This window comes from Hungatella sp., assembly GCF_046966825.1.
The window spans coordinates 1-16504 of the sequence record NZ_JBKVCZ010000140.1 but is presented as its reverse complement, the minus strand read 5'-3'; the positions used below and the strand labels follow the sequence as shown (position 1 = coordinate 16504).

Sequence of the window (16504 nt, the reverse complement as noted above, 5' to 3'; positions counted from 1 at the left end):
CCATGAAGCTTACCGACTATGAAGGCAGTCTCGTACCGGAGAATCATCTGACCTACTCGGATTCCAATACGGATCAGTCGCTTCTTCTGCTGAACCAGAACAGCCGGATCGTGCTGCCGAAGGAGGCGGATCTGTCTGCCGTCGTTCCCATGGTGAGCTATGACGAGACGTCTCTGACTCCGTCCGGAACCGTGGTCACGGTCAATTACTTATACGGAGAGCGGACGGTCGGCCACGCCTGGATCACCCCCAATCCCGCGGTCAGGAGCCGTCTCACCAGATCCGCCGTTCCTGAAGGCCTGTCAGACCAGGCCGCCCCCGGCGGGCGCTTCCGGATGAATTTTTCCCGCGGCTGGCTCCTGGCTGCCGGAGCTTCCGCCGCACTGGCCGCCGTCGCATGTGGGATTCTCTTCTTCTTAAAGAGGCAGAAAATCAGGGAGGCGAGAGCCGCGGCCGTGAGAAAGCACCGCCGAGAGCAGTGGATGCAGGAATCCGGCTGTTCGGCGGAAGAATTCGAAGCCCTGCTTGCCAAACGTAAGGGATCTTCCGGGAAGAAGCGCAGGCATTAGTCTTGCCCGCCAGGAAGGGCAGTGATATAATAAAAAAAGAATGACAAAACAAGGAGGGCAATATGGATTACAGAAAAGCGGCGGAAGCCAGAAAATCAATCAGAGAATTTACGGACAAACCAGTATCCGGGGAAGTGAAAGCAGCACTCACAAAGTGTTTTGCAGAATGCAGGCGTCTTGTACCAGATATCAAAACAGACATTGTTATACTCGATGGATCAGAATGCGGCCAGCTTCAGGGGAATGCCGGATACGAAGGCCTTACGTTCGAGGCGCCGGCCTACCTGCTTCTCCTGTCGGAAGTGAAGCCGGGATATCTTGAAAACGCCGGCTATATGAATGAAGATATGATACTTCACATGACCGACCTGGGACTCGACAGCTGCTGGCTGACGGTTGACGACGATCCGGCGCTCCGGGCGGCGTTAAAGATTGGGGATGGCAAAAAGGTAGCCGCCGTCACAGCCTTTGGCTATGGAAAAAAAGAGCGAAGCTTAACGAGACTGCATATCAGAAGTATTTCCGATGTGGATGTCATCACGAGAGAGGGCCATCTTGCTCCGAAGATTTCCCTTACGGAGATGGTATACGGCGATGCGTGGGGAAAAGAAGCCGATTTAGATGAGATGTATATCGATGACGGCCTCAGAGAGGCCTTATATGCGGCAAGCTACGCGCCTACCTTTTTAAACCGCCAGTCCTTCCGCCTCCTTCTGGCAGACGGAAAAGCTATCCTGGTGAAGATGATGGACTCCATGACCGGAGAACTCGACGCCAGACTAAACTGCGGGGCTGTCATGCTGAATTTTGCGGCGGTTCTCGACGAGCGCCGTCCATTCCCGACAGAGTGGACCATTGGCAGTCTGAACGGGTATGAACTGCCGGCAGACTGTGAGATCGTCGGATACTGCAGCCTGTAACAGAAACCATATTTTCTCTGAACCATATCAGTGATATCAGCAGGCCGGGACGACTTTTGTGCGCCCCGGCCCTTTGTGCATCCGGCCATTATTTTCCACAATGGTGTTGACATTAATGACTACATGATGTAATATCAACATATGACTACATGATGTAATAAAAAGAGGTGCGATTATGGAAGAGATACAGGGAATGTCTGATGCGGAAAAAGAAATTATGGAAATTATCTGGAATAGCGGCGGATCCATCTATATCGCCGAGCTGTTAGAAAAAGCAGAAGAGAACGGGCGGGGCTGGAAGCGGACCACGATTCGCACCTTTATCACCCGTCTGATGGAAAAGGGATTCATCATTTCCACCCGCCGCGGCAGAATGAGCGAATATACGGCCGCGGTGACGAGAGAAGAGTATCTGTCAGGGCAGGCCCATACGTTTGTACGGGAATATTTCGACGGCAGTGTCAAGCATCTGCTCACCTCCCTGTTTGGTCAGGAGCAACTGGACTCCGAAGCGGCGGATGAGCTGCAGCGGTTTTGGGAGAAGTGTAAGGAGGAGTCGTGATGCAGAAGCTTTTTTACCTCTACTTATCCGTTTCTTTATCGGCCTCTGTCATTATCGCCGTCCTGTTCCTGTGCCGGCCGCTGTGGAAACGCCGGTTCAGTAAGTCATGGCAGTACTATATCTGGCTGTTGGCCGTGGTGAGACTGCTGATTCCACTGTCCCCGTCTCCCGGCATGATCGGCCGCGCCGCCGATTGGGGCACGGAGCGTCTGGCCGCAGGCGTCTCTGCCGCCATGGCTTCCGAAGATCAGTATTCTCCGGTTCCGGTTTCTCCAGTTCCGGTTTCTACGGTTCCCGTTTTCCCGATGGATGATGGATACACACAGCCCAAAGCCGAAATGTCTGACCCGGAAGAACCGTTCACGGCAGGCGATTCCGGGCCGCAGAAGCCTTTCAGTAATCCTGTTGCAATGGCCGCCGTCGGCTCACAGGCGTTTTCCTTCCTGTGGGTTATCTGGTTTATCCCCGCGCTGCTGATTTTCTGCCGCCAGATCTTCGCTTACCGCAGATGTTTAAAGCTTCTCCGGTCGGTCACGGTGTCCGCAGAAGACACCGCGGCCGCCGGAATCTGCCGCAGTGTGGCGCTGGAACTGAAGATCCGGCGCAGGATCCCGGTGTATTACTGCAAAGAAACGTTTTCTCCCATGCTGGCGGGGATTTTAAAGCCCTGTATTCTGCTTCCGGAAATCGACCTTATGCCGTCTGAGCTATACGATATCTTCCGCCACGAGCTGATTCACTACAAGCGGAAGGATATTCTCTATAAATGGATGATCCAGCTTGCTGTCTCCATCCACTGGTTTAACCCGCTCGTCTATTTTATGCGCCGGGAATGCGATCACGCGTGTGAGCTTTCCTGCGACGAGAAAGCGATTTCCGGCCTGTCCGCGGAACAGCGGATGGCCTACGGCGATACGCTCCTTTTCTCCCTGAAGGGAACAAACGGAACAGCCGGACACGCGGTTTCCATGCCGCTCTGTGAAAATACCCATATGCTTAAAGAAAGACTGGAGGCTGTTATGAAGACAAGAAAGACCACAAGAGTTCAAAAGATGGCATCACTCATGATAACCGCACTTTTAACCGGTTCCCTTCTGGCCCTCGGCGGTTTTTCAGCAGGAGCGCAGGAGACGGGCCTGCAGGTACAAAAAAGTTCAGAGAGGAAGGATGCCTGGCTCAACGATTCTGCGAATCCCGAAAGCAAAAAATGGCGGCACAGCTTTAAAGTCACAGGTTTCTTCGTAAACAAGTACGGAATCCGTCTGGCGTGGAACAATGATTCCTCCCTGTATCAGACGACCCGCCAGGTCACGGCCGGAGACGTATATACGGTGTCCTTTATCGAGGAGATGAAACAGTATGCGGATGATCCGGAGGTTCTGGAAGCCATTCGTCTGGCCATTCTGGAGGAACGCAAGACAGAAGAGAATTCCACCAATCAGTGGGTCACAAACTTCATCATGACGAATCCGGTCGTGGTGGGAGTGGACGGTCCCTATCGGGAGACATACGATGAGCTGGCCGTTAAATTTTATGAAGGAAATAAGTTAGACTACTATTCTGCTGTGCTGGAAAAAGCATCGAAGAAGACGCAGAACACGATGATCGACCGGGCTTATCAGGAGAAGAATATCCCCTGCTTCAGCCTGTCAGATGAGCTTCTGACGACAGAGGAGAGGCATCGGTATCTGAAAAAAGCCTATCAGGATGACCAGGTCCCATTTTTCAGTATTCTCATGGATGAAACAGACGGGGATCTCTTAAAAGAGACAGGAGAGCAGGCGTATCAAGATGAAAAAATCGCTTTCTTTTCCATCCTGTTTTCAGATCTCCCTGAGGAAGACCAGATAAAATACGCATACCGGGCCTACGAAGACGGACGGGAGCAGGTTTTCGCGATCGCCGCTAAAGCCTTAAACTCCTATCAGTGTGAGGAATTGGCCAAACGGGCCTACAAGGAAGGAAAGAAGAGTTTCCTGTTCCTGATCCCAGGCGCTGACGACGACCTGGATTTCTAGTCTTCAACGGAATGTTTTCGGGCGAAGGGGGCAAGTGAAACAAGAGTATCTGGAAAATTGTACAGAAGCTATCGAAAATATTATGAATAAACTATAATTTGTATTTGATTACAAAATGAGGTGGAGTATGTCAGGAGATAATACTATTTTAATCTATCAGGATGAAAATGAAATTACAAAAATATCCGTTCGATTTACAGACGAGGATTTGTGGCTCACGCAAAATCAACTGGCTGATATATATGATACAACACAGCAGAATATCAGCCAGCACATAGAAGGAATTTATCAAGACAAAGAATTGGACAGGGAGGCAACTAACAAGAAATTCTTGTTAGTTCGAAATGAGGGAAGCAGACAGGTCAAAAGAAATATAGACCACTATAATTTGGATATGGTAATTGCGGTTGGATACCGCATTCAGTCACAGGTAGCCACACGATTTAGGCGTTGGGCGACAATAAGGCTTCACGAATATATTCAAAAAGGCTTTGCTCTGGATGATGAGAGACTGAAGCAAGGTGGATCTCGTTATTTCAGGGAACTTTTACAGAGAATTAGAGATATTCGCTCTTCTGAACGCAATTTTTATCAACAGGTGACAGATATTTATGCAACTGCTACAGATTATGATCCTCGTTCAGATTTGACGAAACAATTTTTTGCTACAGTGCAGAACAAGCTGCACTATGCAGTACACGAACATACTGCTGCAGAGGTAATATATGATAGAGTGGATAATGAAAAGCCTCTGGTAGGGATGACGAATTTTAAAGGTAATTATATTACGAAAGATGATGTGAAAATAGCAAAGAATTATCTATCGGAGATTGAACTGCAAAGATTAAATCTTCTGGTATCACAGTTCCTTGATTTTGCTGAATTTCAAGCGTTGGAACAGAGGCCGATGCAGATGAAGGACTGGATTGCCGCACTTGATAATCAGATTATTTCTCTGCAAAGAAAACTTTTAGCCGGAAAAGGAAAAGTATCACATAGACAGGCAATAGAAAAAGCGGAAAAGGAATTTGAAATCTACAGGGCGAGAGAAATGCGTCAGATGGAAAGTGATTTTGACAGAGTCGTCAAGCAGATCATGGATAAAGAACAGTCGAATTGATAAAACCGAATTATTTTTTATTCCTAACTTGGCAGGAGCGGAGTTCATCCAATACTAACTGCAAAATCCCGGAAAAAGCGGGGGCGTCTCCAGTCCATACTGCAAACGTATGGTACCGGAGACGCCCCCGCCGTTTTATGAGACATGTTATATGTGACAGGTTTTACGAGCCTGTTTTCACGAGGCAGGCGTCCTGTTTTCATGTTCTCTTGGCGAGATTCCCGTCACCTTCTTAAAGACCTTGCTGAAATAATAGGGGTTGTCGAACCCCAGCATATCTGAAATCTCGTACATCAGATACTGGTGGGTATCGATCAGTTCCTTGGCATGTTCGATTTTCACCGTGGCGATATAATCGGACAGGGTGCTGCCGGTCAGTTTTTTAAAGGTATTGCTCAAATGGCCGGCGCTGATATTCAGACTGTCCGCGATATCGGCCAGGGTCAGCTTTTCCATATAATGCTCGTCCACATAGGCCCTGGCCTGCTCCACCAGCTTGTCGGAACGGGTGGATTTGCGGTCATTCAACAGGCGGCAGAGCTTGCTGCAAAAGCTTTGAAGCCATGTCAGTATATCGGCCAGGCTGTTAAACTGATAGAGCCGCCCCGCCACATTGATGGCGTAAGGGAAGATATCGCCGTAGCTGTTGTCCGCGCTCTCGAAATAGGAATACAGATACGTATAGAGATTGATGCATGCGCTGGCCGCCTGCTCCTTGCCCGGCTGGTTTTCCTTAAACAGGGTGATGATCTGTTCAAAGACGGCCGCCAGCTTATCACTGTCATTCTGCGCGATCGCGGCGGATAAATCTTTTTTGAAAATATTGATATTGAAATCCTTTGCCCGGCTCATATGATACCTCTGTCCCTGGTAGAAGACCACCGGAGAGCTGGACTCGAAATAGTAGACCTCCAGCGCGGTCTGCGCCTCTGCCAGCGCGTCTGTGAGAAGCGGGATCTCCGTTTTCCTTGTACTCACACCGAATACGGCGCTGAACTCGAAATACGTCTTTAGAGCCACCGCCATCTTCTGACAGAACTCCGATACAACCGTCTCAAACACATCGCCGTCCTTTAAGGAAGCGGCCAGTAAGTACGTATCCGTCCGGAACTCCAGAAGCGTGTGGCGCAGGAAGGTTCTGGTGGCGATTCCGCCCAGAATATCCATCAGCTGTTTGCTGATCTGATGGAAATCGTAAGGATCGTCATCTGTCTCAAAAGCAATATTGATGGGACTTACGGAGAAGAGAAGAAGAAATGGTTCCGGGTACTCCTCCTTCACCTTATCCGGCACTTCCGGGGCGTTCCCGGACAGCAGAAGCTGGCTTAAATAGTTCTTTGACAAATTCTCATGATTGTCCTTTATCAGATCATTCAGCAGCTGGTGCTGCTTCTGGCTTACAAGCAGTTCGCAGGCGTCTTTGGCCCGCGCCAGGGAGGCGGCGAGCGCTTCCTCATTCAAATCCAGCTTGACGAGATAGTCGGAGGCGCCCAGGGAGAGCGCCTTCCGAACGAGATGAAACTCCTCTAAATTCGTCAGCACGATGAAGGCGAAGGTACAGCCTTCGTCCTTGCATTTCTCCACCAGCTCCAGTCCGTTTAACACCGGCATCCGTATGTCGGTGATGACAATATCCGGCTTCAGTTCCATGATCATATCGAAAGCAGACGGGCCGTTGGTGGCCTTGCCGATGATGGTACAGTCATACTCCTCCCAGGTGATAAGAGATGCAATACCAGCCAGGATAAGCGGTTCATCGTCCACGATAATAACTCTGTACATATTTTACTTTCCTCCCTGCGGCCAGCCTCTAAAATTCCAGCGGCAGCGTTATGGTAATAGTGGTATACTGATCAACTACACTTTCAATCGTAAGGCCGTAATCCTCGCCATAGACCAGTTTAAACCTGCGGTCTACATTGGGAAGACCGATACCGCTCATGTTGCTGCGGGTGATTCTGGATGTATCGGTCAGCAGTTTTTCAATGTTTTCCGGAGAAATGCCGATGCCGTTGTCCGTGACAGATATGTGCAGGACTCCGGCCTTGACCCAGACGCGGATCGTGATGAGACCAGTGCGTCCGCTGGGCTCAATGCCGCTGAAGATGGCATTTTCCACGATGGGCTGCAGCGTCAGCTTGATGATCCTTGCGTCGTAGAGCTCCTCCTGATCGACAATAATATCGATATCAAACAGTTCAATATACCGAATCTTTTCAATAATAACATAATTCTGAAGAAAATCCAACTCCTGGCGAAGCGTGACCTTCTCGTTGAAGCCCTTCGCCATGTTTTTTAACAGCGAGGAGAGGGCCGTGACTACGGACACGATTCCGCTGTTTTTCTGCATGGTGGCGATCCATTTGATGGAATCCAGTGTATTATAGAGGAAATGGGGATTGATCTGCGCCTGCAGCATCTTGATTTCCAGATCCTTTTTTTCTTTTTCACTTTCCACCCTGGTCTCTAAAAGGTTGGAGATGCGTCCCGACATCTGATTGATCTGCCGCCCGATCATACCGATCTCATCGTCCGTCTCAATGGAGTGATCCGGTTCGAAATCTCCCTTTGATATCAGCTCCAGGCGCTTCGTCAGACGGCTGATGGGCGCGCCTAACTGGCGGGAGATCAGAAGTGAGAGAGTGAGCCCGATGGCAATGCAGAAGAAAAATATGATCAGAACGGTTCTCCTGATGACGCCGTGATCCAGCTGCATCCGGCTCTCCGGCCGGATTTCAAAGAAAAGCAGGCCGCTGACCGGCTGCTTCGTATAGGTGATCACACAGTTTTCGTGATGGAGCTTCATCTGGTAATTGCCTTCCTGCTCTTTGGTCGCCAGGAGACTGGTAATAATAGGGGAAGTATCAAATTCCTGTTCTCTGTCGGTGGAGGCGATGATATCCCCGCCCTCGGTGACCGCGTATACGAGGACATCCGAAGGCAGACTTTTTAACGTGTCGGAGAACAGGGTGGGCGTGATCCCTAAAAAGACCCAGGATTCCTCCGGCTTGTTGCGTGCGCTGTACTGGAGGGGCCGGAGAAGCGGAAGAAGCTTCGGTACCGTGGGCCGGCCTTTGCCCGACTTGAACGGATTGTCCTCCAGCGAGAGGGTATATTGAGCGTTCTCTCTGTATAAAAGGGAGGAAAACCATGGGGCTTTCATAATGTTTTCCACATCCATGGATGCGCCGAAGGAATTCCCGGCCTGAAGGACGAGACCGTTATGGTAGAGAACGATTTTATTGATGTACCTGCTGTAACCGGAGATGGCACAGAAATCCCGGAGCACATCGGAGGCGTAGACGGCCATGGACGTATTATAAGGCTTGTTCGGGCTGTCCAGCGTGGTGGCGAAGAACAGCGACTTGCGCTCCGCGCAGTTTAATACGATATTCACCATCTCATCGTATGCAACCTGCAGTCGTTCAGACAGGGTGCGGACACGGTTTGCAGAGTTATTAGTCTCGCTGATGATGACATCCTGGCAATAGGAGCGATAGTTATAGAAGCTTACCGCACTCGCGATACAGATGATGACCAGCATATTATATAAGATCAGTTTTTTCTGAAATGTCTTCGGCATTTTCCCGTTTTTCTGTCTCTCTTCTTTATTCATATTCCATCCCTTTCTCCACATTCTTATGGATATCATACTAATAAAACAGCAGGATTTCAATTGCCAGAAAGGCCTGATATGAAAAAAATACAAGAATCTGTAAATATTATATTTTTTCTCTTTTTCATTTTCCCAAATCAGAAAAATAGTAACAGAATTATAAAAATCGTTAATTTAACGGAAGGGAAAAATCTGGTATTCTTATGTCATCAAAGGAACACAAACAATTGTGATTCAAGAATAGGGAGGTTTTAACATGAAGTTAAAGAGAGTTGCAGCATTGACACTTGCAGCCGGTATGGTATGCACATCACTCGCAGCATGCGGAAGCAAGGACACAGCAACAAAGGCACCTGAGACGACAGCGAAGGAAGAGGGCACAACAGCGGCAGGAGCTGAGAGCAAGGAAGAGACTACAGCGGCCGCAAGCGGTGAGAAGCAGGTTCTTTCTGTAACCACATGGGATTACGATACAACCCCGCAGTTCTCCGCAGTAGTAAAAGCATATGAAGCAAAGAATCCAAACGTAGAGATCAAGGTAATCGACACTTCCGCAGACGAGTACAACAACTCCCTGGGAATCAGCTTATCCGCTGCTCAGGCCGATCCGGACGTTATCTGGGTAAAGGACATGGGCTCCATGCTTCAGATGGCAGACAAGGGCCAGCTGCTTCCGTTAGATGAGATGATCAAGGCGGACAATCTGGACTTATCCGTATACAGCGGTGCGGCAGAGCAGTTAATGTACAACGACACTACATACGGACTTCCATACCGTTCAGACTGGTACGTATTATATTATAACAAAGATTTATTCGATGCAGCCGGTGTAGAATATCCTTCCAACGACATGACATGGAAAGAGTACGACGAACTGGCAGCAAAGATGACCTCCGGCGAGGGAAGCGCAAAGGTATACGGAACACATGACCATACATGGCAGGCGCTCGTTACCAACTGGGCTGTACAGGACGGAAAGCACACCGTTGTTGAGAAAGATTACTCCTTCTTAAAGCCATATTATGAGGAAGCACTTGCATTACAGGAAAATGGTTATATGCAGGACTACTCCACATTAAAGACAGCCAACATTCATTATTCATCTGTATTTAAAAATCAGCAGTGTGCCATGATGCCGATGGGCAGCTGGTTCATCGCAACCATGATGCAGGCTCAGGCAGAAGGCGAGACAGACTTCAACTGGGGCGTAGCAAGAATTCCTCATCCGGAAGATACAGAATCCGGCTACACCGTAGGTGCTTTAACACCAATCGGAATCAGCGCTTACACAGATCAGAAAGATTTAGCATGGGATTTCGTAAAGTTTGCATCCTCTGAAGAAGCAGCCAACATTCTTGCTGAGCAGGGCGTATTCACAGGCATCCAGACAGACGAATCCATCAACACCATCGCATCCGCAGAGTATTTCCCGGAAGGCGACAGCAACAAGGAAGCTTTAACCTATACACATTACGCATTTGACCGTCCTCTTGATCCGCAGATCGAAGAGATCCGTAAGCCATTAGACGAAGTACATGAGATGATCATGATCAAGGCTTACTCCATCGATGATGGTATTGCAGAACTGAACAAACGTGTAGCAGAAATAAAGGGCTGGAACTAATTATTAACAGGTTCCCATGACAGAAAGAGCGCCTCTGTAAACTTATTATAGTGAGCGCTCTTTCTTATGGGAAAAAGTGCAGAAGCCAGGAGGTATAATAAATGGAAGAGAAAAAAAAGAAAGGTTTTTCCTCGCGTCAGAAACGAGTAATCCGCGACAATATGGTCGGTTACGCGTTCATACTGCCGAATCTGATCGGTTACGCGATTTTCATCTTCATTCCCGTATGTTTTTCTTTTGTATTAAGTGTTATGAAATGGGATGCCTCCCAGGCTCCCATGGAGTTTGTTGGACTTGCCAATTTCGTACAGATTTTTAAAGACGAAATATTCATGAAGTCCTTCTGGAACACCATCGAGTACGCACTCATGACGGTCCTTCCGACCCTGGTGCTTTCTCTGCTTTTGGCCGTTCTTTTAAACAATAAGCTGAAAGGAATCGCCATTTTCCGTACGGCAATCTATTTCCCATATATCGCCTCCATCGTGGCGGTGGGAGCTGTCTGGAACATGCTGTTTCAGCCGGATTTCGGACCGGTCAATGAATTCCTGAAATTCATAGGAATTGCCAATCCGCCCCGCTGGGTGGTCGATGTGAATTGGGCTATGGTGGCCATTTCCATCGTCAGCATCTGGAAATACATGGGGTATTACATGATCGTTTACTTAGCAGCCCTTCAGGGAATCTCAAGCTCCCTCTACGAAGCGGCCAGCATCGATGGGGCCAACGGCTGGCAGAAGCTTCGCTACATTACGATTCCGATGCTGACACCTACCACCTTCTTCGTCCTGATCATGCTGACGATCCAGTGCTTCAAGGTATTCGACTTAGTATACGTTATGACCGGCGGCGGCCCTGGCAATGCGACCAAGACCCTGGTCAACTACATCTATGAAAAAGCATTTACCAGCTGGCAGCTGGGGCCGGCAAGCGCAGGCGCGATCATTCTCTTCGCCGTTGTACTTGTCATCACGCTCGTACAGTTCGCCGGTGAGAAAAAATGGTCTCAGGACTTAATGTAAAGGAGGGAAACGGTATGCAGACAAAACAGAAATCATACAAAGGTTTGATCTATATTTTATTAGTTTTACTGTCCTTATTCATGCTGGTTCCTTTCTACTGGATGGTGATTTCCTCCTTAAAGCTTAACAAGGACGTATTCTCCATTCCCATGAAATGGTGGCCGGATTCCATACACTGGAACAATTACCAGATTATCTGGAAAAAGCTTCCGCTTACGACCTTCTTCTTAAATACTGCGAAGCTGACAATCTGTACCACCGTAATCCAGCTGTTCACCAGCTGTCTTGCGGCTTACGGCTTCACAAAGACGAAATTCAAAGGAAGAGACTTGATTTTCCTGATGTATGTTACCACTATTGCAGTTCCGTGGCAGGTATACATGATTCCTCAGTTCATTCTGATCTCCAAGATGGGCTTAAATGATACTCATATCGGACTGATCCTGATGCAGGCATTCTCCGCATTCGGCGTATTCTTAATCCGTCAGTTCTATATCAGTATCCCGGATGAGCTCTGCGAGGCCGCCAGAATCGATGGTTTAAATGAATTCGGCATCTTCTCGAGAATCGTTCTTCCGCTGGGAAAACCGGCGATGGCGACCTTGACGATCTTCACCTTCACCAATGTGTGGAACGACTTCATGGGACCCCTCATTTACTTAAAGACAAAAGAATTAAAGACGATTCAGTTAGGTATCCGTATGTTTATTTCCCAGTATGGCGCCGACTACGCATGGATCATGGCGGCTTCCGTCTGTTCCCTGATCCCGGTTGTCATCGTATTCTTAAGCTGTCAGAAGTTCTTCGTGGAAGGCGTTGCAGCCAGCGGAATTAAGGGGTAAAATGAAAGGAAAAGAATAAGGAGAATTGATTATGGCACAGACCCTTAACACAATCCGGAATTATCCGGGCATGGAAGAGGGGATGACAACTACGGCGCTTAACGGCGCCGTAGCTGTTATCCGGGAAAACCTTCCGGTATTTACAGAGAAATTTCAGTCCTCCAACAGCTTCGGCGGCTTCTATGAGCCGACGGAAAATGTGGAATGGACCACCGGATTCTGGACCGGCTCGATCTGGCTGGCCTATGAGCATACCGGGGACGAGGCATTTAAAAAGGCCGCCGACATTCAGGTAGAAAGCTTTTTAGAGCGGATCGAGAAGAAAATAGACGTAAACCACCACGACATGGGCTTCTTATACAGCCTGTCCTGTGTGGCGGCTTACAAGCTGACCGGCAATGAGCACGCAAAAAAGGCGGCGCTTCTGGCGGCCGATCATCTGGCTGAGCGCTACAGGGAGAAAGGAAACTTCCTTCAGGCCTGGGGAAATCCGGGAGAGCCTAAGGAGTACAGGCTGATCATCGACTGTCTGTTAAACCTTCCCATCCTTTACTGGGCGACGGAGGTGACCGGAGATGAGTCCTATGCACAGAAGGCGGAGCATCACATCAAAACCGCCATGAAATGCATCCTGAGACCCGACAATTCCACCTACCATACCCATTTCTTCGATGTGGAGACGGGAGAGCCCACTTACGGCGTAACCCATCAGGGCAACCGAAACGGTTCCGCATGGGCGAGAGGCCAGGCATGGGGCGTCTACGGGATCGCGCTCAGTTACCGCTATTTAAAGAACCCGGAATACATTGATTTATTCTGCCGTGTTACGGACTACTTCATCGAACATCTGCCGGAAGATCTCGTTCCCTACTGGGATTTTGATTTCGACACGGGAAGCACAGAACCGAGGGATTCATCCGCGTCGGCCATCGCTGTCTGCGGAATCCTGGAGATGGCAAAGTATCTGGATCAGGAGAAGGCCGACCGCTATTTAACGGCCGCGGACCGTATGCTTAGGGCCCTCGTGGATCACTGCGCCAACACGGACATCACGAAATCCAACGGACTGCTGCTCCACGGTACGTATGCACGGGATTCCAGGGAGAACACCTGCACGAACCGCGGTGTGGATGAATGCAATACATGGGGAGATTATTTCTATATGGAAGCCCTGACCCGGCTTTCGAAGGATTGGAAGTTATACTGGTAAAGGAGATGAGACATCGATGAAAACCAATCTTTTGTATGTCTTCGCGGACCAGTGGCGCGCTGAAGCCATAGGCGCTCTCGGAAGCGATCAGGCAGTAACGCCGAATATTGACCATTTTTCAGAGGAGAGTGTCTGCTGTACCAATGCGTACAGCACCTTTCCCTTATGTTCCCCGCACCGGGCTTCACTCATGACGGGTAAATACCCGTTCCGCGTGGGAATGTGGACCAACTGCAAGATCGGCCTGGAAGAGAAGATCATGCTGAAGCCCCAGGAAACCTGTATCGCCAATGTTTTAAAAGACGCGGGCTTCGCGACAGGTTATATCGGCAAATGGCATCTGGATGCGTCGGAGCTCAATTTTAGTCCGCATCCAAAGTCCGGCGCCAGAGAGTGGGACGCCTATACGCCGCCGGGAGAGAGAAGACAGGGCTTCGATTATTTCCTGTCCTACGGGGCATGCGACGATCACCTCGATCCCCACTACTGGCTGAATGACGAGACTCAGATCAGGCCCGGCAAATGGTCTGCGGAATATGAGACCGACAAAGCCATCGAATATATGGATCAGAAGAAGGACGAAGACGAACCGTTCGCACTGTTTGTATCCTATAATCCGCCGCACCTGCCTTATGAGCTGGTGCCGGAGCGCTATTATGAAAAGTTTAAGGATTTAAAGGTCCACTACCGTCCCAATGTGCCGGAATCCATGCGGGAAGAGGGCGGTCTCTTAGAGACGCAGACACGCCAGTATTTAGCCGCTGTTCATGGAATCGACGAACAGTTTGGCAGAATCCTGACCTGGCTTAAGGAAAACGGCATGGAGGAAAACACGCTGGTGGTGCTGTCCGCCGATCACGGGGAGATGCTGGGATCTCACGGACTTATGAGCAAGAACATCTGGTACGATGAGGCGCTTCACATTCCGCTCATTTTCCGGCAGAAGGGAAGACTGGAGCCCGGAAAGAATGAGGCGATCTTCGCAAGTCCCGACCACATGCCGACGCTTCTGGAGCTTCTGGATCTGGAGGTGCCGGAGACGTGCGAGGGTTACAGCCACGCAGGAAGCTTGACCACGACTCCGGCAGAGGACGGCAGTGCAGTATCCGGCGAGCCGGAAGATATGCTGATCTGTTCCTATCCCGGAGGCGCGGACATGGTTGCCGCATTTTCAAAGCGCGGTCTGACGCACAAAGCCTATGGATGGCGGGGGATCAGGAACAAACGGTATACCTACGTTATCACCAATGGCTACACTCCCGATGAGCCGCAGAGAGAGCTTCTCTATGACAGAGAGCTTGACCCGTATGAAATGAATCCCCTGGAAGTGGAAAAGGAGTGTACGGATGCGCGGATCCTGGCATTTCGGGAACGGCTGAAGCATTATCTGGAGTTGACAGAGGACCCGTTTCTTTGGGACAGATTGGGAGACGGCTCCTTTCTCCAATGATCTTGTATTTCCATAAAGCGCTTTGTCCCCAGTTCGCTTGGCTCCCCCTTTTTACAGAAGGTGAGCTTAGCCAGCTTCGGCACGACCCGTTCCACCACGATCTGTCCGTTTACCGTTCTCGCCTCCAGCTCGTGAAATGCCTCCAGGAAACGGGGATCCTTTCTGGCGCGGTCATAGAAGGAGAGGATATAGACGTATTCAAAAAGATTATAGTTCCGAAACGGATACTCCACCTGCATGAACAGCGTTCCGATTCCATAATGGCACGGGCCGATGGGCTTCTTAATCGTCCAATGCTCCAGTAAAAACTCCACCGCTCGGTCCAGCGCAGGTTCCCGGTTTAAATAATCGCTGAAGCGGAAGGCATCGAGCGCCAGAAGTGTCGGATGCGGGTTGGAGTATTCCGTCTCAGGACCGTGTCCGAAGGAAAATTTCCTGCATCGCCAGCCGCCGTCGGGATACTGGGTATCCAGAAAATAACGGAATGTGGTCTGCAGCCGCCCGTCATTCGCATATCCCAGATGGCAGAGCACCTGCGCCGCACAGGCCGTATGGCAGGGATAAATACTTCCCTTCGGGTAAAGCCTGATACGGCCATCCTCCTGCCATGCGCTGAGTATCAGATCTGCGGCCTCCTTTAATATGGGTTCTTCCGGGTCCATCCCCAGTTCCAGGAGATAGCTCACACAGTCTAGAGTGGAAAACGGCGCCCCTTTCTGCAGGCGGTGATCCGGTGTGTCCCACAGCGTGCCTCCCTGGTCGTAGCGGTGGGAGAGGATCACGGCCACGTCCGCCTCGTATTTTTTATCAACTGCCATACGGTACCTCCAATCGATTTCATTCTGTAAATGTCTGAGAACATTCAGATATTTCTGATACGAGTATAACCGTTTAAATATGACAGCGTCCTGTCATATTTCACGTTATCCGTCTAATATAATGCTGCCATCTGCTCCAGATACTGTTTTATTTCCTGCCGGAGACTGTCCGGCGCCAGAATCTCGGCTTTGTTTCCAAATCCGGAAAAAGTGCTCAGAACCCATTCCGGCCTCCCGGTGAGAAATGTAACAACAATATCGTTCTCCCGGTAAACCAGATTTTCGCGGCCAAAGAAATCAATCGCCAGAAATTCAAGAGAACGGTCCATTTTCACGGTGACCGCCTGGCCTCCGTCGTTGACAAAATGGCTTTCCATCGAAGGAATCTCATAATCGCTCCGTTCATCAAAGACGGAATCACTGACCTCTAAATCCGTAATCCGGCTCAGGCGGAACATGCGGAATTCCTGTCTCAGCAGACAGAAGGCCAGCAGGTACCACGTCTCCTGTTTGAAAATCAGCTTATACGGCTCGACGCGTCTCGTCACCGTGCCGCTGGGGCTGCAGTAACCCATTTCCACGATAAAATGCCCGGCGATCGCTTTCCGCAGCATCCCGATCCTTGATAGGAACGAGCTGTTCTGATTCCAGGAAGTGAAATCCAGAATGATGTCATTTTCCAGCAGCAGCCGATTGCCGTCGCTGAAGCGGAGCTTCGCCAGCAGCGTCTTCA

General features: G+C 49.8%; 13 protein-coding genes and 1 pseudogene. 10 read left to right on the top strand and 4 right to left on the bottom strand.

Going from position 1 to position 16504, the window contains the following annotated elements:
• From ACLTD4_RS27915 to ACLTD4_RS27895, 5 genes and pseudogenes are all read left to right on the top strand, one after another.
• Nucleotides 1–569 (top strand): annotated as a pseudogene (locus tag ACLTD4_RS27915) (hypothetical protein); the annotation flags it as partial.
• Nucleotides 570–631: 62 nt separating this feature from the next.
• A complete protein-coding gene (locus ACLTD4_RS27910) occupies nucleotides 632–1489 on the top strand; it encodes a nitroreductase family protein (RefSeq protein WP_117620764.1) in 858 nt (285 codons plus the stop codon).
• Between the two features lie 175 nt (nucleotides 1490–1664).
• Complete coding sequence (locus tag ACLTD4_RS27905) at nucleotides 1665–2051, top strand: BlaI/MecI/CopY family transcriptional regulator (RefSeq protein ID WP_055652698.1); 387 nt, start codon at nucleotides 1665–1667, stop codon at nucleotides 2049–2051.
• The gene (locus ACLTD4_RS27900; RefSeq protein ID WP_117620763.1) at nucleotides 2051–4069 is read left to right on the top strand and encodes a M56 family metallopeptidase; all 2019 of its coding nucleotides are present in this window, start codon (nucleotides 2051–2053) and stop codon (nucleotides 4067–4069) included. Before ACLTD4_RS27905 ends, ACLTD4_RS27900 begins: the two co-directional genes overlap by 1 nt.
• Before the next feature lie 127 nt (nucleotides 4070–4196).
• Nucleotides 4197–5189, top strand: a complete 993-nt coding sequence (locus ACLTD4_RS27895; protein WP_055652700.1) for a virulence RhuM family protein — start codon at nucleotides 4197–4199, stop codon at nucleotides 5187–5189.
• A 177-nt stretch (nucleotides 5190–5366) separates the two neighbouring features.
• Here ACLTD4_RS27895 and ACLTD4_RS27890 read toward each other — a convergent pair whose 3' ends face one another.
• Entirely contained in the window at nucleotides 5367–6971 is a 1605-nt protein-coding gene (locus ACLTD4_RS27890) for a response regulator transcription factor (RefSeq protein ID WP_055652701.1), read from the bottom strand.
• Nucleotides 6972–6999: 28 nt separating this feature from the next.
• Nucleotides 7000–8805 carry a sensor histidine kinase gene (locus ACLTD4_RS27885; RefSeq protein ID WP_055652702.1) on the bottom strand — a complete coding sequence of 602 codons (1806 nt, stop codon included), beginning with the start codon at nucleotides 8803–8805 and terminating at the stop codon, nucleotides 7000–7002.
• 256 nt (nucleotides 8806–9061) lie between these two features.
• On the opposite strand from ACLTD4_RS27885, the gene ACLTD4_RS27880 reads away from it, so the two are divergent.
• The 5 genes from ACLTD4_RS27880 to ACLTD4_RS27860 all read left to right on the top strand — a co-directional run bounded on the left by ACLTD4_RS27880 (nucleotide 9062) and on the right by ACLTD4_RS27860 (nucleotide 14953).
• Entirely contained in the window at nucleotides 9062–10429 is a 1368-nt protein-coding gene (locus ACLTD4_RS27880) for an ABC transporter substrate-binding protein (protein ID WP_055652703.1), read from the top strand.
• 101 nt (nucleotides 10430–10530) lie between these two features.
• Nucleotides 10531–11451 carry a carbohydrate ABC transporter permease gene (locus tag ACLTD4_RS27875; RefSeq protein WP_117620762.1) on the top strand — a complete coding sequence of 307 codons (921 nt, stop codon included), beginning with the start codon at nucleotides 10531–10533 and terminating at the stop codon, nucleotides 11449–11451.
• Between the two features lie 14 nt (nucleotides 11452–11465).
• Entirely contained in the window at nucleotides 11466–12293 is an 828-nt protein-coding gene (locus ACLTD4_RS27870) for a carbohydrate ABC transporter permease (protein WP_002604184.1), read from the top strand.
• A gap of 31 nt (nucleotides 12294–12324) precedes the next feature.
• Entirely contained in the window at nucleotides 12325–13503 is a 1179-nt protein-coding gene (locus ACLTD4_RS27865) for a glycoside hydrolase family 88 protein (protein WP_055652705.1), read from the top strand.
• A 16-nt stretch (nucleotides 13504–13519) separates the two neighbouring features.
• Nucleotides 13520–14953, top strand: coding sequence for a sulfatase (locus ACLTD4_RS27860; protein WP_055652706.1), 1434 nt, complete (start codon nucleotides 13520–13522; stop codon nucleotides 14951–14953).
• On the opposite strand, the gene ACLTD4_RS27855 is transcribed toward ACLTD4_RS27860, so the two are convergent.
• Nucleotides 14887–15771 carry a prenyltransferase gene (locus ACLTD4_RS27855; RefSeq protein ID WP_117620761.1) on the bottom strand — a complete coding sequence of 295 codons (885 nt, stop codon included), beginning with the start codon at nucleotides 15769–15771 and terminating at the stop codon, nucleotides 14887–14889. The two genes, ACLTD4_RS27860 and ACLTD4_RS27855, sit on opposite strands and share 67 nt — an antisense overlap.
• Before the next feature lie 113 nt (nucleotides 15772–15884).
• Nucleotides 15885–16504, bottom strand: a 620-nt coding sequence (locus ACLTD4_RS27850; RefSeq protein ID WP_412331739.1) for a helix-turn-helix transcriptional regulator, incomplete at its 5' end; no start/stop codon positions are given.